The following is a 15,982-nucleotide window of genomic DNA, read 5'->3' as shown; positions in this document are numbered from 1 at the left end:
AACTATGAGTAGAGAAGAAATTTTAACAAAGGTTAGCACCGTATTTTCAAATGTGTTAGAGCACAATAATTTTGAGCTTACAAATGCAACAACAGCAGAAGATGTTGATGGATGGGAATCAATTACCCACATGATGATTATTACCGAAATTGAAAAAACTTTTGATATTAAATTTAAGTTAATGGACCTAATGAATATGAACAGCGTTGGGGATTTATTAAACACTATTGAAACTGAATTGTCGATAAATTAGTACCTTCATCCTTATTAACACTCCCCAAAAAAACAATAAAGGTGAAAAAAATAGTAATTATTGGTGCATCAGGCCATGCAAAAGTTATAATAGATATTATAGAAAAACGAAATGAGTATCAGATTATTGGGCTTATTGACTCTTACAAAAATGCTAATCAAAAAATAATGGGTTACACTATTTTAGGTAAAGAAGATTTAATCCCAGAATTAATAGACAAAGAAGACATAGTTGGAGGGGTTATTGCTATTGGAGATAATTGGTCGAGAAATAAAGTGAGGAATACTATTAAAAATATTGTTCCAGAATTTAAATTTTTACCAGCTATACATCCAAATGCAGTTTTATGTAACAATTTAAAAATAGAGCCTGGTGTTGTTATAATGGCTGGCGCTATAGTAAATGCCGAAGCTAAAATAGAGCCTTTTTGTATTTTAAATACGAATTCATCTCTAGGTCACGATAGTATAATGCATGGCTTTTCAAGTTTGGCCCCCAATGCAACTATTGGCGGCAATGTTAGCATAGGTGAATTTTCGGCAGTATCTATAGGTGCAACGATTATTCAAAATATAAAAATAGGAATGCACACTATTATTGGAGCTGGCGCTTTGATTTTAGAAGATATAGGTAACAACCTTCTGGTATATGGCATACCAGGAAAAAAGATTAGGGATAGACAAATAGGAGAACCATATTTAGCAAAATAATATGTTTCATAAACAAAAATAATTATTTAATGTACTCAGCATTTTTTAAACATTTTCTAGACTTTTTAATTTCGGTTATAGGTTTGGTCGTTTTATCACCACTGATTTTGATTATCATTATCATTTTGATATTTACCAATAACGGTAAACCATTTTTTTTACAATCTAGACCAGGCAAACACGGAAAACTTTTTAAAATTATTAAGTTTAAAACGATGAGGGATTTAAATCCAAATGCCAAAAATGAAGTTCATAGCCTTACCCGTGTTACAAAAGCTGGAGCCTTCATAAGGAAATATTCATTAGATGAAGTTTTACAGCTTGTAAATGTTTTAAAGGGCGATATGAGCATTATTGGCCCAAGGCCTTTATTAGTAGAATATTTACCATTGTATGACGATGTTCAAAAGACCAGACATCATGTAAGGCCAGGTATCACTGGATGGGCGCAAGTAAAGGGAAGGAATGCCTTAAGTTGGGATCAGAAATTTGAATATGATGTATGGTATGTAAAGAATTTAAGCTTCAGTTTAGATATAAAGATTTTTTTTCTAACAGTTCTCAAAGTCATTAAAAAAGACGGTGTAAATACAAATGAAAATATGACCATGCCTACATGGAAGGGTAACAAGGTATAATAATTACAAAATATGATTAATAAAAAAACAACCAATCATAAATGAAAAATAAAGTACGAATATATGGAGCTGGCGGTCACTCTCAGGTAATAAAAGAGGTTTTAGAGAACAATAATTGTATTGTTACAGATACTTTTGATGACAAACCAGAAAGTGTTCACCATGCCTCTAAAAATAATGTAGTTGGTGGTGCTAGAAAAGACCTAAATGCATTTCCTCACGAAGGAGACCCAGTAATTATAGCAGTTGGAATAAATGCAGAGCGAGCTGAAATTGCTGGCTTTTTAAACTGTACTTATGAAAAGGCGATTCATCAATCTGCTATTATTTCAAGTACATCAACAATTGGAGAAGGTACCGTTGTATTTGCAGGAGCTATTATTCAACCCAATACGTCAATTGGGAAACATGTCATTATAAACACTGGAGCAAGTGTTGACCATGATAATATTATTGGTGATTATGCTCATATTTCTCCTAAAGCTGCCCTATGTGGCCATGTAGAAGTTGGAGAAGGATCTCATGTTGGTGTTGGCGCTGTAGTGATACCAAAAGTAAAAATTGGTAAATGGTGTACTATTGGTGCAGGAACTATTGTATTAAAAGATGTACCTGATTATTCAACAGTTGTTGGAAACCCAGGAAAAGTAATAAAAACTAAAAAATAAAGTTAAGTTGGAAACACATAAAAAAATATCAGATATTACATTTATTGGTTCTGGGATTTCAACCTCTTTCAGTATTATAAATTTTTTAGACCAGATTGATAATGAAGCGAGCGTTGGTAATAAATTATCCATTAACATTATTGAAAAGTATTCCGAATTCAATCTTGGTATTCCATACGGTTCCAGATCTGGTTTCTCAACCCTTTTGATAACCTCTTTAAGGAATTTTTTAATAGAACCAGAGCTTGGCTTATTTATTAAGTGGCTTAATAAAAATAAGACCTGGCTTTTAGATGAATTTGAAAAAGAAGGCGGAGCATTATCTAAAAAATGGCTTATAGATAATGAAGAGAAGATTAGTAATAATGATTGGGAAGATCTTTTTATCCCACGGCGTTTTTTTGGTTGCTATATTAATTTAAGAGTTAACAACAAAATAAAAGAACTTACAGAAAAAGGACTTATTGATGTTAATTTTGTTATGGGAGAAGTCATAGATTTAGATAAAAATGAATCCAACTATAAAATATTTCTAGAAAACGGTACGGAAATCAGTGCTAAAAAAGTCGTTTTATCTGTGGGCTCATTGCCCATAAATTACCTCTGGAAGAATGAAGACCTTATTGAGGAGAAAGACTTCATGTTTGTTAACAACCCCTATAAACCAGAATTAAGAGTTGTTTTAGAAAAAATAGACAATTTTATAAACAATAGAAATGGGCAAACTACAAATGTACTTATAGTTGGAGCTAATGCTAGTGCTCTAGAATTAATCTACAAGCTTAATGATTATACAAAAAATGAGCATAATACTACTAACTTCACTTTTATTTCAACACATGGCACTGTCCCTGATGCCGTGATTGATGTAGAAAGGCAAAAAGAGTTTATCCCAATTCATTTAAACGAATTAAAAAAAGAAAAAAAAATAACGGCTAAAGCAATTGCCAAAGCAACTTTTAAAGACCTAGATTCTGCCGATCAAATTAATTTGGGAGCGGCATCTACAGTTGAAATAATTTCAAAATATTTTGGTGTCTTACTTGAAACACTTGGTCCTAAAGAGCTAAAAAAATTCGCTTGCGAATATGGCAACCAGATAGGAAGAAGGCAACGTTGTGCAGGGTTACACTATTCAAATGTTATAACAAGGTTAGAAAAAGAAAATAGATTTGAGCATATACGAGGACGATTCAATGATCTAGAATCAGATGCTAGTGGAAACTATAGCTTGAAATATCTCGATACTACTACAAAAAAGGAAAAAACACATGATAAACATTTTCATTTAGTTATAAATTGTGTTGGAAGCAAAAATTTAAGCCATGATGACATACCTGCAATACACCAAAATTTAATGAGAAAAGGTTACTGTGTTGCCAATGAATCTAAAATTGGATTCCATGTGAATGATTCACTGGAAGCAAGTAAAAACCTTTACATTATGGGACCTATGCTAGCAGGTAATGTTATAGAGAAAAAACCTGTATGGCATGTGGAACATTGTGGGAGAATTATATGGCTATCTAAAGTTTTATCAAAAATTCTAACTGATAACTTGTTTAAACCCAAAGATTATAAACCCAAAGATTATAAGCTTGACGTTAATAATTTAGATGATGATTTGAATATTATTAAATATAAAAAATTATTAAAAGAGAATTGGAACAATAACATCTACTATGCCTACGATCATTTGAAGTATTTTGAAAAAAATAAAAGTACTTTAAAATATTTTCTTTTTGAAGTTAATGGCGTTCCTAAAATATTAATGCCAATTATTTTGAGGAAAGTAAAATCTAAAGGTGCTAATTTGAAATGCTTTGATGCTATTACACCATATGGTTATAACGGTCCGCTTTATGATAATGATGCTGATGTAACTGAATTAGATTTAAAAGAGTTCTGGAAAGCAGTAGACACTTGGTACAAAAAGAATAATGTTATCACTGAGTTTATTAGGTTTAGTTTAAACAAAAATTATCTAGGCTATACTGGATTATTAATAAATTCACTTTCAAATGTAAAAGGTCAGCTTTATAATGATTTTGAAAAACAATGGAATGCTTTTTCATCCAAAGTTAGAAATAATTACCGTAAAGCTGTTTCATTTAAATTAACTGTAAAAGTTTTTGATAATAAGGAGATTACAGAAGGTGTTATCAAGCTTTTTTCTGATATTTATACAGAAACCATGATAAGGCATAACGCTAAAAAAATATACTTCTTCTCCTTAAAATATTTCAGGAATTTAATTCTTAACAATATCGATGAGTTTGCCATAGCCATGGCTTACCAAGGAGATATTCCTATTTCAGCTGAACTCATCATAAAAAATGACACCACGCTCTTTGCCTTTTTGGGAGGAACAGATTCGAATTACTATAATCAAAGACCTAATGATTTTTTAAGAGTAGAAATTATTAAATGGGCAATTGAAAATAATTTTAAGTTTTACGTGCTTGGTGGAGGATTAAAAAATAATGATGGGCTGTATAAGAGCAAAAAATCTCTTTTCCCGAAAGATGACGATATAACATTTTATACTGGAAGAAAAATAATTGATTATAAAGCCTATGACAAACTTTGTGAAAACCATGTGGAAGATTATGCAAATATTCATAAAGAGGAATTAAAAAATTACTTTTTCCCATTATATAGATTTAATAATAGATAAAACTTAACCTCTTCTAATGACTAAAACAAATGATGATTTTTTTAAAATTATGGAAAAGTAGTTTTTCAGAAACTTTTTCAGAGGTTTTATATATCCAAGAACAAAACTTTTATTAATTCTAATTAATAAATAATGCCGTAGGATTAAACTCAAAGTATGAAAAGTAAATTAATAGCAAACTTAAGGGTTATCGAAAAAAAAACCGAGTGGTACAATACGTTAGACGATATTGGTTACTATGATTTTTATCATACCTATGATTATCATTATCTATCCAAATTAGGTGATGAAAAAGCTGTTTTACTTAAATATACTGAAGGAAATAAAGTTATCTGTTTTCCATTTTTGATAAGAAAAATTAACGATACAGATTATTTTGATGCCACATCTGTTTATGGATATGCAGGTCCTTTACAAAAGAATCTGGATAAAAACTTTGACAATAGCTTTTTTTCAAAAGCATTAAACAATTATTTTGTTCAAGAAAAAATTGTTTCGGTCTTTTCTAGGCTAAATCCATTTATTATTAACCAAGAACAGGTGTTAAAAAATATAGGCCAAACAAAAGAGTTAGGTAATGTTGTTAATATTGATTTAACCCTACCTCTTGATGAACAACGAGCAGCCTATTCTAAAATCACGAAACGTTATATAAACAAATGCAGAAGGCAATGCCAAATAATTCGAAGTAACTGTCCATCTCATATAGATAGTTTTGTAAATCTATATTATGAAAATATGGATCGTGTTAACGCCAAAGAACATTATTATTTCTCAAAAGATTATTTTTTAAAATTTGTAAATAGTAATGACTACGAAACGGATATCTTATTTGCCATTTTAAAAGATACAGACGAAATAATTTCAGCAGCATTAATGGTAAAAACGAATGATGTTGTTCAATACCATCTTTCGGGAACCAAAGCTGAATTTTTAGACCTTTCCCCTATTCGTTTACTTATAGATGAAATGAGAATTATTGCTAAAAATGAAGACAAAACCTTTTTTAATCTTGGAGGAGGTTTAGGTAATTCCGATGATGGACTATTTAGGTTCAAATCTTCATTTTCTAAAGACTTCAAGCCCTTTAAAATATGGAAGCATATAATAAACAAAAAAGTTTATGACAGTTTGGTAGAAGAATATATGCCCTCCGATTGCGATTGTGATCTCGATTTTTTTCCTTTATACAGATGCAACGGATTATAAAGTTGCGATAAAGAACATTATTCCTTTATGTAATCAGCTATTATTTCTGCTATTATTTCTCTACCATGATTGTTCCAATGCCTATCGTATATGAGCGTTGTTGGTAATTTAGAAGCATTTAAAGGGGGATGCATGTCAATATATTTAAAGCTGTTGTCATGCAAATAATCTAAAAATAATTGAGGCGTAATTTTAGTATCCAGAAGAAATACAAATCGCTCTTTATCATAACCATACAGGTCTATTAAACTTTTAAAGTTTTTTATATAAGTAAGGTGTTTTGCTTCAATATCTTCTTTCGTTATAACTTTTTCTGGTTCCTTTTTCCTTTTTTTTCCAATAGACATTAATCGACCTGCTAACTTCCATAAAGGCTGCAATATGCCTATATTTTGTGTGTAAACCAACAGTTTTATTTTACGAGCCTTTTTATATAAAGGAGATTCTAAGTGCATCCTATCTTGAACAACTTGATACTTGTCTCTAAGTAAATCATTTTCAAACTTTAAACCTAAAACGATATGATCTATTTTATCAAACGTTTCTTTGTATACACTAATTAAGTGTAATTGGTCGGCCAAATCGTAGCCAGCATAGCCATATTCGTAAACTTCTATACCCGCTAACCTCTTTTCAATCTTCTTACCTATTGAATTATAATAATTTTGATGAAACCCTTCAATAAAAGAATCACCAACAAGAGCTATTTCTATCTTTTCTTCCGAGGGTGTAAATTCTCTATATGAATTATAACCAGAATTATTTATGTAGAATTTAGAAAAATTTTGTCGACGGTTCCCCGTTACGGAATACCCCTCTTGATTTGGAACCCATTTTTCAACCTTATACTTATCAACAAAACGAGAAGGATTATCTTTTGCTAAATGAAAAACACGCACAATAACCTCTAATGCTATTAAAATCAAAATAGCATACACAGCGGTTTTTAAAAATAATTTTTTCATCCTAGTTAAAATTGAAAGTAAATAAATGATCTGTCAATGTTACTATCATAAAATAGAAGCATGCCCAAAATGACTATAGTATATACTATGAACCTAACTATTTTAGATTTAAATTTAAACGGAGCGCGTTCATCTTTTCTAATACGGTATTCGTACAAAACAAATAAAGCTATAAGTATATAATAATCAACCATTCTATAGCCCATTGGGTGATTATATACTTCATATGTAAAATTAGATAATATTCTTTTTATAAACTCAAACGCATCTGTAATCGATTCCGATCTGAAAAATATTCTAGAAAAAGTAACAATAGAAAATGTAAGCAGTACCTGCCCTATTTCAATAAAAGAAGGAAATAAAGAGTTCTCACCTACGACACTATTTTTATATATGGTATTTCTTCCCATTAAAAAAACAGGAATAAACGCTAAAGCATGGAATGCACCCCAGAAAATAAATGTCCAATTGGCTCCATGCCAAAAACCACTTACCAGAAAAATGATGATAATATTTCTAACAGATTTTAGTTTGCTAACACGAGAACCCCCAAGTGGTATATAAACATAGTGTCTAAACCAAGTAGAGAGTGAAACATGCCAACGTTGCCAGTATTCGGCAACATTTCTGGAAAAGTTTGGGAATTTAAAATTAGATTTTAGTTCTATACCAAATAATTTGGCTGTACCAATAGCGATATCGGAGTACCCACTAAAGTCACCGTATACTTGAAAACTAAATAAAGTAACCCCTAAAATGAGTGTTGAAGCTGAATAAGTACTATAATTAGCAAAAATATCGTCCACAATGGGAGCTAATGAATCTGCAATAACCACTTTTTTAAATAACCCCCATAGTATTAATTTTAAACCATTTACGGACTGATCGTAACTAAAAGTTCTTTTATTTATTATTTGAGAAAGTAAATTTGAAGCCCGCTCTATTGGTCCAGCTACTAGCTGAGGAAAGAAACTCACAAAGGCGGCAAAAGACAAAAAGTCTTTTGTTGGCTTGAGTTTATTGTAATAAATATCAAAGGAATAGGACATGGTTTGAAACGTGTAAAAAGAAATACCTACAGGAAGTATAACCTTTAATGTCCATGTACTTTTTATATGGTATCCAAGCATAGAGAACATATCTATCCATGAGTCTACAAAAAAGTTGTAATATTTAAAAAAACCTAAAAGACCAACGTTAAACAAGACACTCACCCAAAGCCATAACTTTCTTTTGTTTTTTTTTGTATTGAAATCTATCATAATCCCAACAAAATAATCTACAGTTGTACTTAATAGTATTAAAGAAAGAAATCTCCAATCCCACCAACCATAAAAAATGTAGCTAACTACTAGTAAAAAAATATTTTGGATTTTAACATGGTTCTTAAAAAGAAGCCAATAAAGCACAAAGACTATGAAAAGAAAAATAAAAAAATCTAAAGAGTTAAATACCATGTATTATCCAATTAAAATATCTTGACAGTCGAAATATCTATAAATGTCTTACACCCTATTCGGAATATCAAAATTATTCTTTGAATTACATGATTATTATACCAATAACACAAAATGGGCTTTACACTTCATCGATATATATGATACCTTAAAGTTGGTATGTCGAAATAATTGATCAATTAATCTAAGTAATTTGATTATAGGGATCTAACATTAATAATTTTGATATTTTTATCTACCAGAAAAGGGTTTTACGTTATTTTCAAAGCATAAAAAATATAAGATGAATATAGTATCTGAAATATTAGATCAAAGTCAACCAATTAAAGAAATTTCATCTATAGATGCTACTTCTTTCAAAAAAGACTATTTCAATAAGAAAAAGCCTGTAATAATAAAAGGACTGGCTAAAGAATGGGAATCTGTAAAAAAATGGGACTTAGACTTTTTTCTAAGCCTTAAAGATGATAAAGATATATTCTTGCTATCAGATAATTTTATTCAGGATGACAACAGGTATAGAAAGGCTTCTTTTAAAGATTATATAAGACAATTAAAAGATGCAGAAGACAATAATAAAAATTTTAAAGATTATTTGACAACATTAGATGTTTTTGAATACTATCCAGAACTTAAAGATCATATCGATTTTTCTTTTTTTGAAGCACATACTAAGTTAAATGATGTCACAGCTTGGATTGGACCAGCAGGTACTATATCTGGTTTTCATGCAGATACGGCTAATAATATGTATGCTCAAATACGAGGAAAAAAAATGTTTATTATTTGTTCTACAGCGTTTAATAAAACAATGTATCCAAGCAGCAAGCATATTTATGGTGCTGTAGCTAGTGAGGTAGATATCAATAATTTCGATAAAGACAAATTTCCTAAATTTATGGATAATGATTTTAAAAGTGTTATTCTGGAACCAGGAGATGTGCTATTTGTACCTCAAAATTGGTGGCATTATGTACAAGCTATAAATCCCTCAATAAGCATTAGTAATTTTGGTTATACTAAATTTGAAGTTTATAGCCTGAAGCTTAAAGAAAGAATAATACAGTCCTTGCATAAGAGAGGTTATTACAAAGCTAATAACTGTTTTTGTTGCGAAAAGAATTAAAATAAAAGAGCCCTAAAAGGGCTTTTTTATTTTAAATATATCAGAAAAATTGCAATTTATAAATTTTTAAATATAGAATGCATCAAACGTTTCTTATCATTAATACTTTCCTCTAAAGATATCATAGTTTCGGTTCTGTATACCCCTTCAATATCATCTAATAGAAAAATAACTTCTTTAGCATGTTCTGTACTTTTAGCTCTAATCTTACAGAAAATATTAAATTTTCCGGTCGTAATATGTGCTACGGTGACATATGCAATTTCATTAATGCGTTCTAAAACAAACTTCGTTTGAGAGGTATTATTTAGGTACACACCCACATATGCTATAAATGAATAACCAAGTTTTTTATAATCCAACATTAATGAAGAGCCCTTAATGATTCCTGATTCTTCCATTTTTTTAACACGAACATGTACTGTACCTGCGGAGATCAATAACTTTTTGGCAATGTCTGTAAATGGTATTCTTGTGTTATCAATTAACATATCAAGAATTTGATGGTCGATTTCGTCTAATTTAATTTTCCCCATAATTAATTATTCTTAAATAAAAGTCAAAATTAATACATTTTCACTAATAATTATGCATAAAAGATATGTTTTATTTCGGTAATAATGCGATTTTATCATTATTTATTATTACGAAAACGTTTTCGTAATTAATATCTACTAATTGATTGTCATGTCCAAATACTTCAAAACCACTGGCATCTATTTCTTTATGTCCAAAAAAAGCATCCAAACTCTCAATTTTTTCTATTTTAGGAAAAAATTCTATTTTTCCATTTACCAGCTTTTCTTGATATTGAATAGCTATATCTTTTTTCATATGCCCTACTTTGGCATTTCTAACAATAATATCATAGAAACACTTTTCATTTTCTGGAATTTCAAAATAAGATTCATGATAATTACCTATGACATCTTTATTTGCAATATAACTTAATGATGAAATATACGATGTATAAATGAGCTCACGAGTGATTTCCCGGTCATAATCACCTTCATAATGACCAGCCTCAAACAAAACAGTAGGAATTCCCTCTCTTTGAAACGTATCCCCTACACAATTTAAATTAAATGCATCGTCGTATACCCCTACCTGATTAGGAATTATCTTTTGCAAGGTATCATTCATAACTCCAATAATTTCCATAGCAACCTTTCTATTGGGTGTTATAGTACAATTTTCATCTTGTGCTGGTGACAAAAAGGATACCGTTGCAGATTTATTTGTGCGCCCTGCGCTAAAAATAGTGCGTTGACCATGTAAATTATAACAAAAATGCGGTTTAAATGAGTTAAAAATACTTCTTAACACCTTGCTCTCCGGCTGTGATAAATCTTGAGCATCTCTATTTAAGTCAACCCTGTTAGCATTTATACGTGTATACGCTTCTGCACCATCAGGATTTAATATAGGTATAACATATAATGTGCAAGCTTCTAAAATACCTTTAAGGCTTGTATCTTTTAAGAATGTGTTTAATAGATCAAATAGCGCTTTAGTTGTAGTTGATTCGTTACCGTGCATCTGAGACCACATTAAAATACGTTTATTACCAGCACCAATTTTTAATCCATAAATAGGGTTGTTTAAAACTGATTCACCAATCGTTTCCCAAATAACATGTTTACCTAAATTATCTAGGAGAGGTTCTATGTGCTTATTAGTTATATAGCGATGCCATAAACTAACTTCTTTGTGTTTTAAAAACAGGGATTTTATTTCTTCTACTTTCATATTGTTTTTTATGTAACAAATGTAAACATTTACAATTTCACAAATGTAAACAAGTAAAATAACAAGCATGTTTACAAGTGTAATTCATATATTAGCCTTTAATTTACATTTGTTTACATAAAATACGATTGCTTTATAATTACAAATTAAAACACTTAATATTAGACTTTTAAAACTATTTATATCAACTTATAGTTTATATATAATAGTAATTATAAAGAATATATAGTAATGATTTAACTTTATATAGCTACATTTGTAATGTCATTAATTTAAACTTGTTTACAATGGTAAACATTGAAGATTTTGTAAACAGATTTCAACAAATAATGGATTACTATGGTGAATCCGCTTCATCTTTTGCTGAGAAGATCGGCGTACAGCGCTCAAGCATTTCCCATATTTTATCTGGAAGAAATAAACCTAGTTTGGATTTTATCTTAAAAACCCTTTCCGCCTTTCCTGAAGTTGATTTGTATTGGCTATTAAATGGTAAAGGAGAATTTCCTAAAGATAGACCTGCCCCCATTACAAGAGAAACAGACCTTTTTTCTGTAAGTGAAAGCATAAAAGAGCAAATTAAAACACCTAAAAAATCTAATAACGATAAAGAAATTGAACGTATTGTTATTTTTTATACTGACGGAAGTTTTAAAAATTTTCAGAATTTAGAATGATTCTTTAGTAAATTTGCGCTTAAATTTACAAAATGAGACTTTTACTCCTGATATTTTTATTGAGTTTGATAAGTTGTTACGAAACAGCTCGAAATTGCAAAGATTATAAAACTGGCGAATTTTATAGTGAAGTGGTTATTAATGACGAATTGTTCGTATCTAAATTTAAGCGAACAGAGAAACTACAGATTGAGACTTACAACAATAAAATAGATTCATCTGCACTGCGTTGGATAAACGATTGTGAAGTTATTTTTAAAACGATCAATCCTAAAAATATGGCTGAGCAAAAAGATATTCATTTAAAAATTTTAGCGACAACGGATTCTTCGTATACGTTTGAATACTCCTATGTGGGAGAAACAAAAAAACAAAAAGGAGTGGCCTATAAGACAAAATAATTCTAATAGAATGGGTATAAAAATGATTCAACTAAATTAAATTTAAGTTGCTTATCCTCTGTTATTTCGTAAGTTAAAAAAATCTCTCCCCAAAATTCACCATCCGAAAAATCAGCTATAATCCACTTGTGGTTTAGCATTTTCACAGTATTGATTAGCATTTTTCTGCCTTCGCTGGCAGCATAAGGTACGATAGGGTGTTCGCCTTTTACTTCATTTAATCTGTAAAGCTCATCTTTTATAAAAGGAATTAATTCAGAAACATTATAGCCATCATTTTCAAAATAACTAATGGCATCCTCATTTCTGTCTAAATTAAAATGGGATACTTCTAAAATATCATCTTGTAAGACTGCTAACGAATCTTTGTATTTATTTAATGCTTTTTTTTGAGTTACTAATTTGTTATTTATGTCTTCAAACACCCGTTTTGAGTTAACATACTGAAATAAAACCAATAATGCTGCAAAAACGAACAGGTACATAAAAATTCTTTGTTTCATATACTTTAATTTAAATTGTTATCTCTAATCCATCATAAGCCAAAAAAACATTTTCTGGTAATGTCTTCTCTACTTCCTCATGAAACCCCAGCAAATGGCTAATATGAGTTAAGTATGCTGTTTCCGGATTCACTTTGTCAATGAATTGTAATGCTTCTTCTAAATTAAAATGCGAACGATGAGAATCTATTCTTAAAGCATTTACAACTAAAACCTTGACATTTTTTATTTTCTTAATTTCCTCATCCGATACTGTTTTCATATCGGTTAAATATGCAAAATCACTAAACCTAAAACCAAAAACCTGTAACTTGTCATGTAAGCCATTTACAGGCACTACTTCTAAATTTTGCAACTTAAATGGTTTGTTTTTTATTCGATTTGTAATGACTGTTGGTGCCCCTGGATATTTATTTTTAGTAGCAAAAATGTAATCAAATCGTTTTCGCAAAGATTTCAATACACGTTTATGCGCATAAATAGGAATATCGCCTTGTCTAAAATAAAACGGCCTAATATCATCTAACCCCGATACATGATCGGAATGTTCATGAGTGAAAATAACACCATCAATTCTATCACATCCTGCTCTTAGCATTTGATATCTAAAATCAGGACCGCAATCAATTACATATTTATAATGTTCCCAGGTTACCAATACAGAAACACGCAACCTTTTATCTTTAGAATTAGAACTTAAACAAACAGGATGTTTGCTTCCGATTATTGGGATGCCTTGTGATGTTCCTGTTCCTAGAAAAGTTACTTTCAACGATTTTAGTTTTGCACAAAAATAACGTTATTTTTTTGTTTGCTACACATATTTAATACCTTTGTAAAAGGATAAATAAGCAGTTAATCATATGGAAATAACCATAACAGGCGACAAAGAATTTAATGATATTCCGTCATTAAAATCGAAAGCACTTCGTATTAATTTAAACGAAAATATTTACGGAACATTTGCTGAAATCGGAGCAGGTCAAGAAACTTGTCGTCACTTTTTTAGAGCTGGTGGAGCCTCAGGCACCATAGCTAAAGCCATGTCTGCTTATGATAAGGATTTTAGTGATGCCGTGTATGGAGCAGAAGATGACGGTCGCTATGTAACCGAGGCACGATTAAGAAAGATGCTTAGTCATGAAATGCACCTTATGGAAACCAGGCTTACGCGAGAAAAACACCCGAACAAGATATTTTTCACATACGCAAATACGGTTGCTACCATAGATTTTGCTAAGCAATTTAAAGGGCATGGATGGGTAGGCATTAAATACCAAGTTGAAGCTACAGGTGATTATAATGAAATCATTTTACACCTTCGGTTTAAAGAAACCGATGCGCGCTTGCAACAAGAAACTCTAGGAGTGTTAGGTACTAATCTTATTTATGGGGCTTTTTATAAATATAATGAGCCTAAAAAATTACTACGTTATTTATACGACCATTTGGATAAAGATCAATTAGAAATTGATACAATTAATTTTTCTGGGCCTGCTTTTAAAAATATTGATAACCGATTGATGAGTTTGCAGCTTGTGAAAAACGAGATGACAGATGCCGTTGTGTTTGGTCCAGACGGTACCAACGTCCTTCCTGCAAGAGTGTTTTACAAAAAGAATATTCTGGCTTTGCGTGGTAGTTTCAGACCTGTAACTAAAGTAAATATGGCGATGTACGAGAAGTCATATGAAATGTTCGTTAAAGAAAATAAAGTTAGTAAAGATAAAACAGTTGTGGTTTTTGAAATCACTTTATCAAATCTAAGAGCAGAAGGAGAGATTGATGAGCAAGATTTTATAGATAGAGCAGATTTGTTATGCTCTTTAGGGCATTCGGTTATGATTTCCAATTTCCAGGAATACTATAAAGTAGTTGAGTATTTCTCAAATTATACAAAGGCCAGAATGGGATTGGCTATGGGCGTAAGTAACTTGGTTGATATTTTTGATGAGAAATATTATAGACATATTAGTGGCGGAATTCTTGAAGCATTTGGTAAATTATTTTTCAAAGATTTAAAGGTTTACCTATATCCTATGCTAGACCCAAAAACTGGAGAATTAATTACTAGTGAAAACCTAAAAGTATATCCTCGCATGAAAGAATTGTATAAATTCTTTAAATACAACGGAAAAGTTATCGATATAAAAGATTACGACACAAGTATATTAGGTATATTCTCTCGTGAAATTTTACGTATGATTTCTGAAGGTGAGCTTGGATGGGAAGATATGGTGCCCGAAGGGACCGCAGACTTAATAAAAGATTACCGTTTATTTGGGTATACTCGAAAACCCCTAACTTTAGCCACTAAGCGTAAATAGCATTACAAGGGTACATGGATAAATAAAAAAAGAAGCTAAAGTTAAAGTGTTAGTTGTCTAGAATGTAATGTGTTAATTATTTAAGCACTATAAAATTTTCACCTAAATTAGAATAACACTTTAGACGTTTTCTTATTGCTCTAATATTTGAGCTGCATGTATTTTTGCTTTTACTTTATCGATCACTTTTTCAATAATCCCTTCTTCATTAATAACAAATGTTATGCGGTATATGCCATCAAAAATACGTCCCATAAACTTTTTTTCTCCCCATACGCCAAAAGCATTAATAACTTCTTTGTCTACATCAGCCAATAATGGATACGGAAAATTAAATTTCTTTTTAAAATTAGATTGTTTTTTTTGGCTATCTGCACTAACGCCCAAAATTTCATAACCTTGCTCCTTTAAAACAGCATACTCGTCACGCAAATTACAGGCTTCTACGGTACATGTTGGCGTATTTGCTTTTGGATAAAAGAAAACCACTAATTTTTTACCTGCAAAATCCGATAATTTAACGATGTTTCCTTGTTCATCGAAAGCTTCAAAATTTGGTGCCTTGTCTCCTACTTTTAATGTGTTCATATTTTATAACTTTGTGATCGCTAAAATACAAACG

At 30.6% G+C, this 15,982-nt stretch carries 17 protein-coding genes; 10 read left to right on the top strand and 7 right to left on the bottom strand.

What is annotated here, in order from left to right; translation table 11 throughout:
- Positions 1–4: 4 nt before the first annotated feature.
- The 6 genes from HHX25_RS11910 to HHX25_RS11885 all read left to right on the top strand — a co-directional run bounded on the left by HHX25_RS11910 (position 5) and on the right by HHX25_RS11885 (position 6,155).
- Positions 5–253, top strand: a complete 249-nt coding sequence (locus HHX25_RS11910; protein ID WP_169673565.1) for an acyl carrier protein — start codon at positions 5–7, stop codon at positions 251–253.
- A 41-nt stretch (positions 254–294) separates the two neighbouring features.
- Positions 295–963: an acetyltransferase gene (locus HHX25_RS11905; protein ID WP_169673563.1), complete on the top strand. Its 669-nt coding sequence runs from the start codon at positions 295–297 to the stop codon at positions 961–963.
- A 29-nt stretch (positions 964–992) separates the two neighbouring features.
- Positions 993–1,601, top strand: coding sequence for a sugar transferase (locus tag HHX25_RS11900; RefSeq protein ID WP_169673560.1), 609 nt, complete (start codon positions 993–995; stop codon positions 1,599–1,601).
- 41 nt (positions 1,602–1,642) lie between these two features.
- On the top strand, positions 1,643–2,269 hold the full coding sequence (locus HHX25_RS11895) for an acetyltransferase (RefSeq protein ID WP_169673557.1): 627 nt from the start codon (positions 1,643–1,645) through the stop codon (positions 2,267–2,269).
- 7 nt (positions 2,270–2,276) lie between these two features.
- Positions 2,277–4,946 (top strand): GNAT family N-acetyltransferase, encoded by a 2,670-nt coding sequence (locus tag HHX25_RS11890; protein WP_169673554.1) that lies wholly within the window; start codon positions 2,277–2,279, stop codon positions 4,944–4,946.
- A 156-nt stretch (positions 4,947–5,102) separates the two neighbouring features.
- Positions 5,103–6,155: a peptidoglycan bridge formation glycyltransferase FemA/FemB family protein gene (locus HHX25_RS11885; protein WP_169673551.1), complete on the top strand. Its 1,053-nt coding sequence runs from the start codon at positions 5,103–5,105 to the stop codon at positions 6,153–6,155.
- A 17-nt stretch (positions 6,156–6,172) separates the two neighbouring features.
- Here HHX25_RS11885 and HHX25_RS11880 read toward each other — a convergent pair whose 3' ends face one another.
- Complete coding sequence (locus HHX25_RS11880; protein WP_169673548.1) at positions 6,173–7,120, bottom strand: hypothetical protein; 948 nt, start codon at positions 7,118–7,120, stop codon at positions 6,173–6,175.
- 5 nt (positions 7,121–7,125) lie between these two features.
- Positions 7,126–8,382 (bottom strand): MBOAT family O-acyltransferase, encoded by a 1,257-nt coding sequence (locus tag HHX25_RS11875; protein WP_317169083.1) that lies wholly within the window; start codon positions 8,380–8,382, stop codon positions 7,126–7,128.
- Between the two features lie 478 nt (positions 8,383–8,860).
- Between HHX25_RS11875 and HHX25_RS11870 the strand changes: the two genes are divergently transcribed.
- On the top strand, positions 8,861–9,703 hold the full coding sequence (locus HHX25_RS11870; protein WP_169673542.1) for a cupin-like domain-containing protein: 843 nt from the start codon (positions 8,861–8,863) through the stop codon (positions 9,701–9,703).
- A gap of 56 nt (positions 9,704–9,759) precedes the next feature.
- Here HHX25_RS11870 and HHX25_RS11865 read toward each other — a convergent pair whose 3' ends face one another.
- A complete protein-coding gene (locus tag HHX25_RS11865) occupies positions 9,760–10,239 on the bottom strand; it encodes an Lrp/AsnC family transcriptional regulator (protein ID WP_169673539.1) in 480 nt (159 codons plus the stop codon).
- Positions 10,240–10,309: 70 nt separating this feature from the next.
- Entirely contained in the window at positions 10,310–11,452 is a 1,143-nt protein-coding gene (locus tag HHX25_RS11860; RefSeq protein ID WP_169673536.1) for a M14 family metallopeptidase, read from the bottom strand.
- Positions 11,453–11,739: 287 nt separating this feature from the next.
- On the opposite strand from HHX25_RS11860, the gene HHX25_RS11855 reads away from it, so the two are divergent.
- Both HHX25_RS11855 and HHX25_RS11850 read left to right on the top strand, forming a co-directional pair.
- Entirely contained in the window at positions 11,740–12,129 is a 390-nt protein-coding gene (locus HHX25_RS11855; RefSeq protein WP_169673533.1) for a helix-turn-helix domain-containing protein, read from the top strand.
- A 32-nt stretch (positions 12,130–12,161) separates the two neighbouring features.
- On the top strand, positions 12,162–12,530 hold the full coding sequence (locus HHX25_RS11850) for a DNA topoisomerase IV (protein WP_169673530.1): 369 nt from the start codon (positions 12,162–12,164) through the stop codon (positions 12,528–12,530).
- Positions 12,531–12,532: 2 nt separating this feature from the next.
- Here the strand turns inward: HHX25_RS11850 and HHX25_RS11845 are convergent, their stop codons facing one another.
- On the bottom strand, positions 12,533–13,033 hold the full coding sequence (locus HHX25_RS11845; protein ID WP_169673527.1) for a hydrolase: 501 nt from the start codon (positions 13,031–13,033) through the stop codon (positions 12,533–12,535).
- Positions 13,034–13,043: 10 nt separating this feature from the next.
- A complete protein-coding gene (locus HHX25_RS11840; protein ID WP_169673524.1) occupies positions 13,044–13,805 on the bottom strand; it encodes an MBL fold metallo-hydrolase in 762 nt (253 codons plus the stop codon).
- A gap of 91 nt (positions 13,806–13,896) precedes the next feature.
- On the opposite strand from HHX25_RS11840, the gene HHX25_RS11835 reads away from it, so the two are divergent.
- Positions 13,897–15,360 carry a TonB-dependent receptor gene (locus tag HHX25_RS11835; protein ID WP_169673521.1) on the top strand — a complete coding sequence of 488 codons (1,464 nt, stop codon included), beginning with the start codon at positions 13,897–13,899 and terminating at the stop codon, positions 15,358–15,360.
- 132 nt (positions 15,361–15,492) lie between these two features.
- On the opposite strand, the gene bcp is transcribed toward HHX25_RS11835, so the two are convergent.
- Positions 15,493–15,948 carry a thioredoxin-dependent thiol peroxidase gene (gene bcp, locus HHX25_RS11830; RefSeq protein ID WP_169673518.1) on the bottom strand — a complete coding sequence of 152 codons (456 nt, stop codon included), beginning with the start codon at positions 15,946–15,948 and terminating at the stop codon, positions 15,493–15,495.
- Positions 15,949–15,982: the final 34 nt, after the last annotated feature.

It is taken from the genome of Flavivirga algicola (genome assembly GCF_012910715.1).
Classification (GTDB): Bacteria; Bacteroidota; Bacteroidia; order Flavobacteriales; family Flavobacteriaceae; genus Flavivirga; species Flavivirga algicola.
The sequence above is the reverse complement of the archived record's forward strand: the minus strand, read 5'-3'. Positions and strand labels throughout refer to the sequence as shown.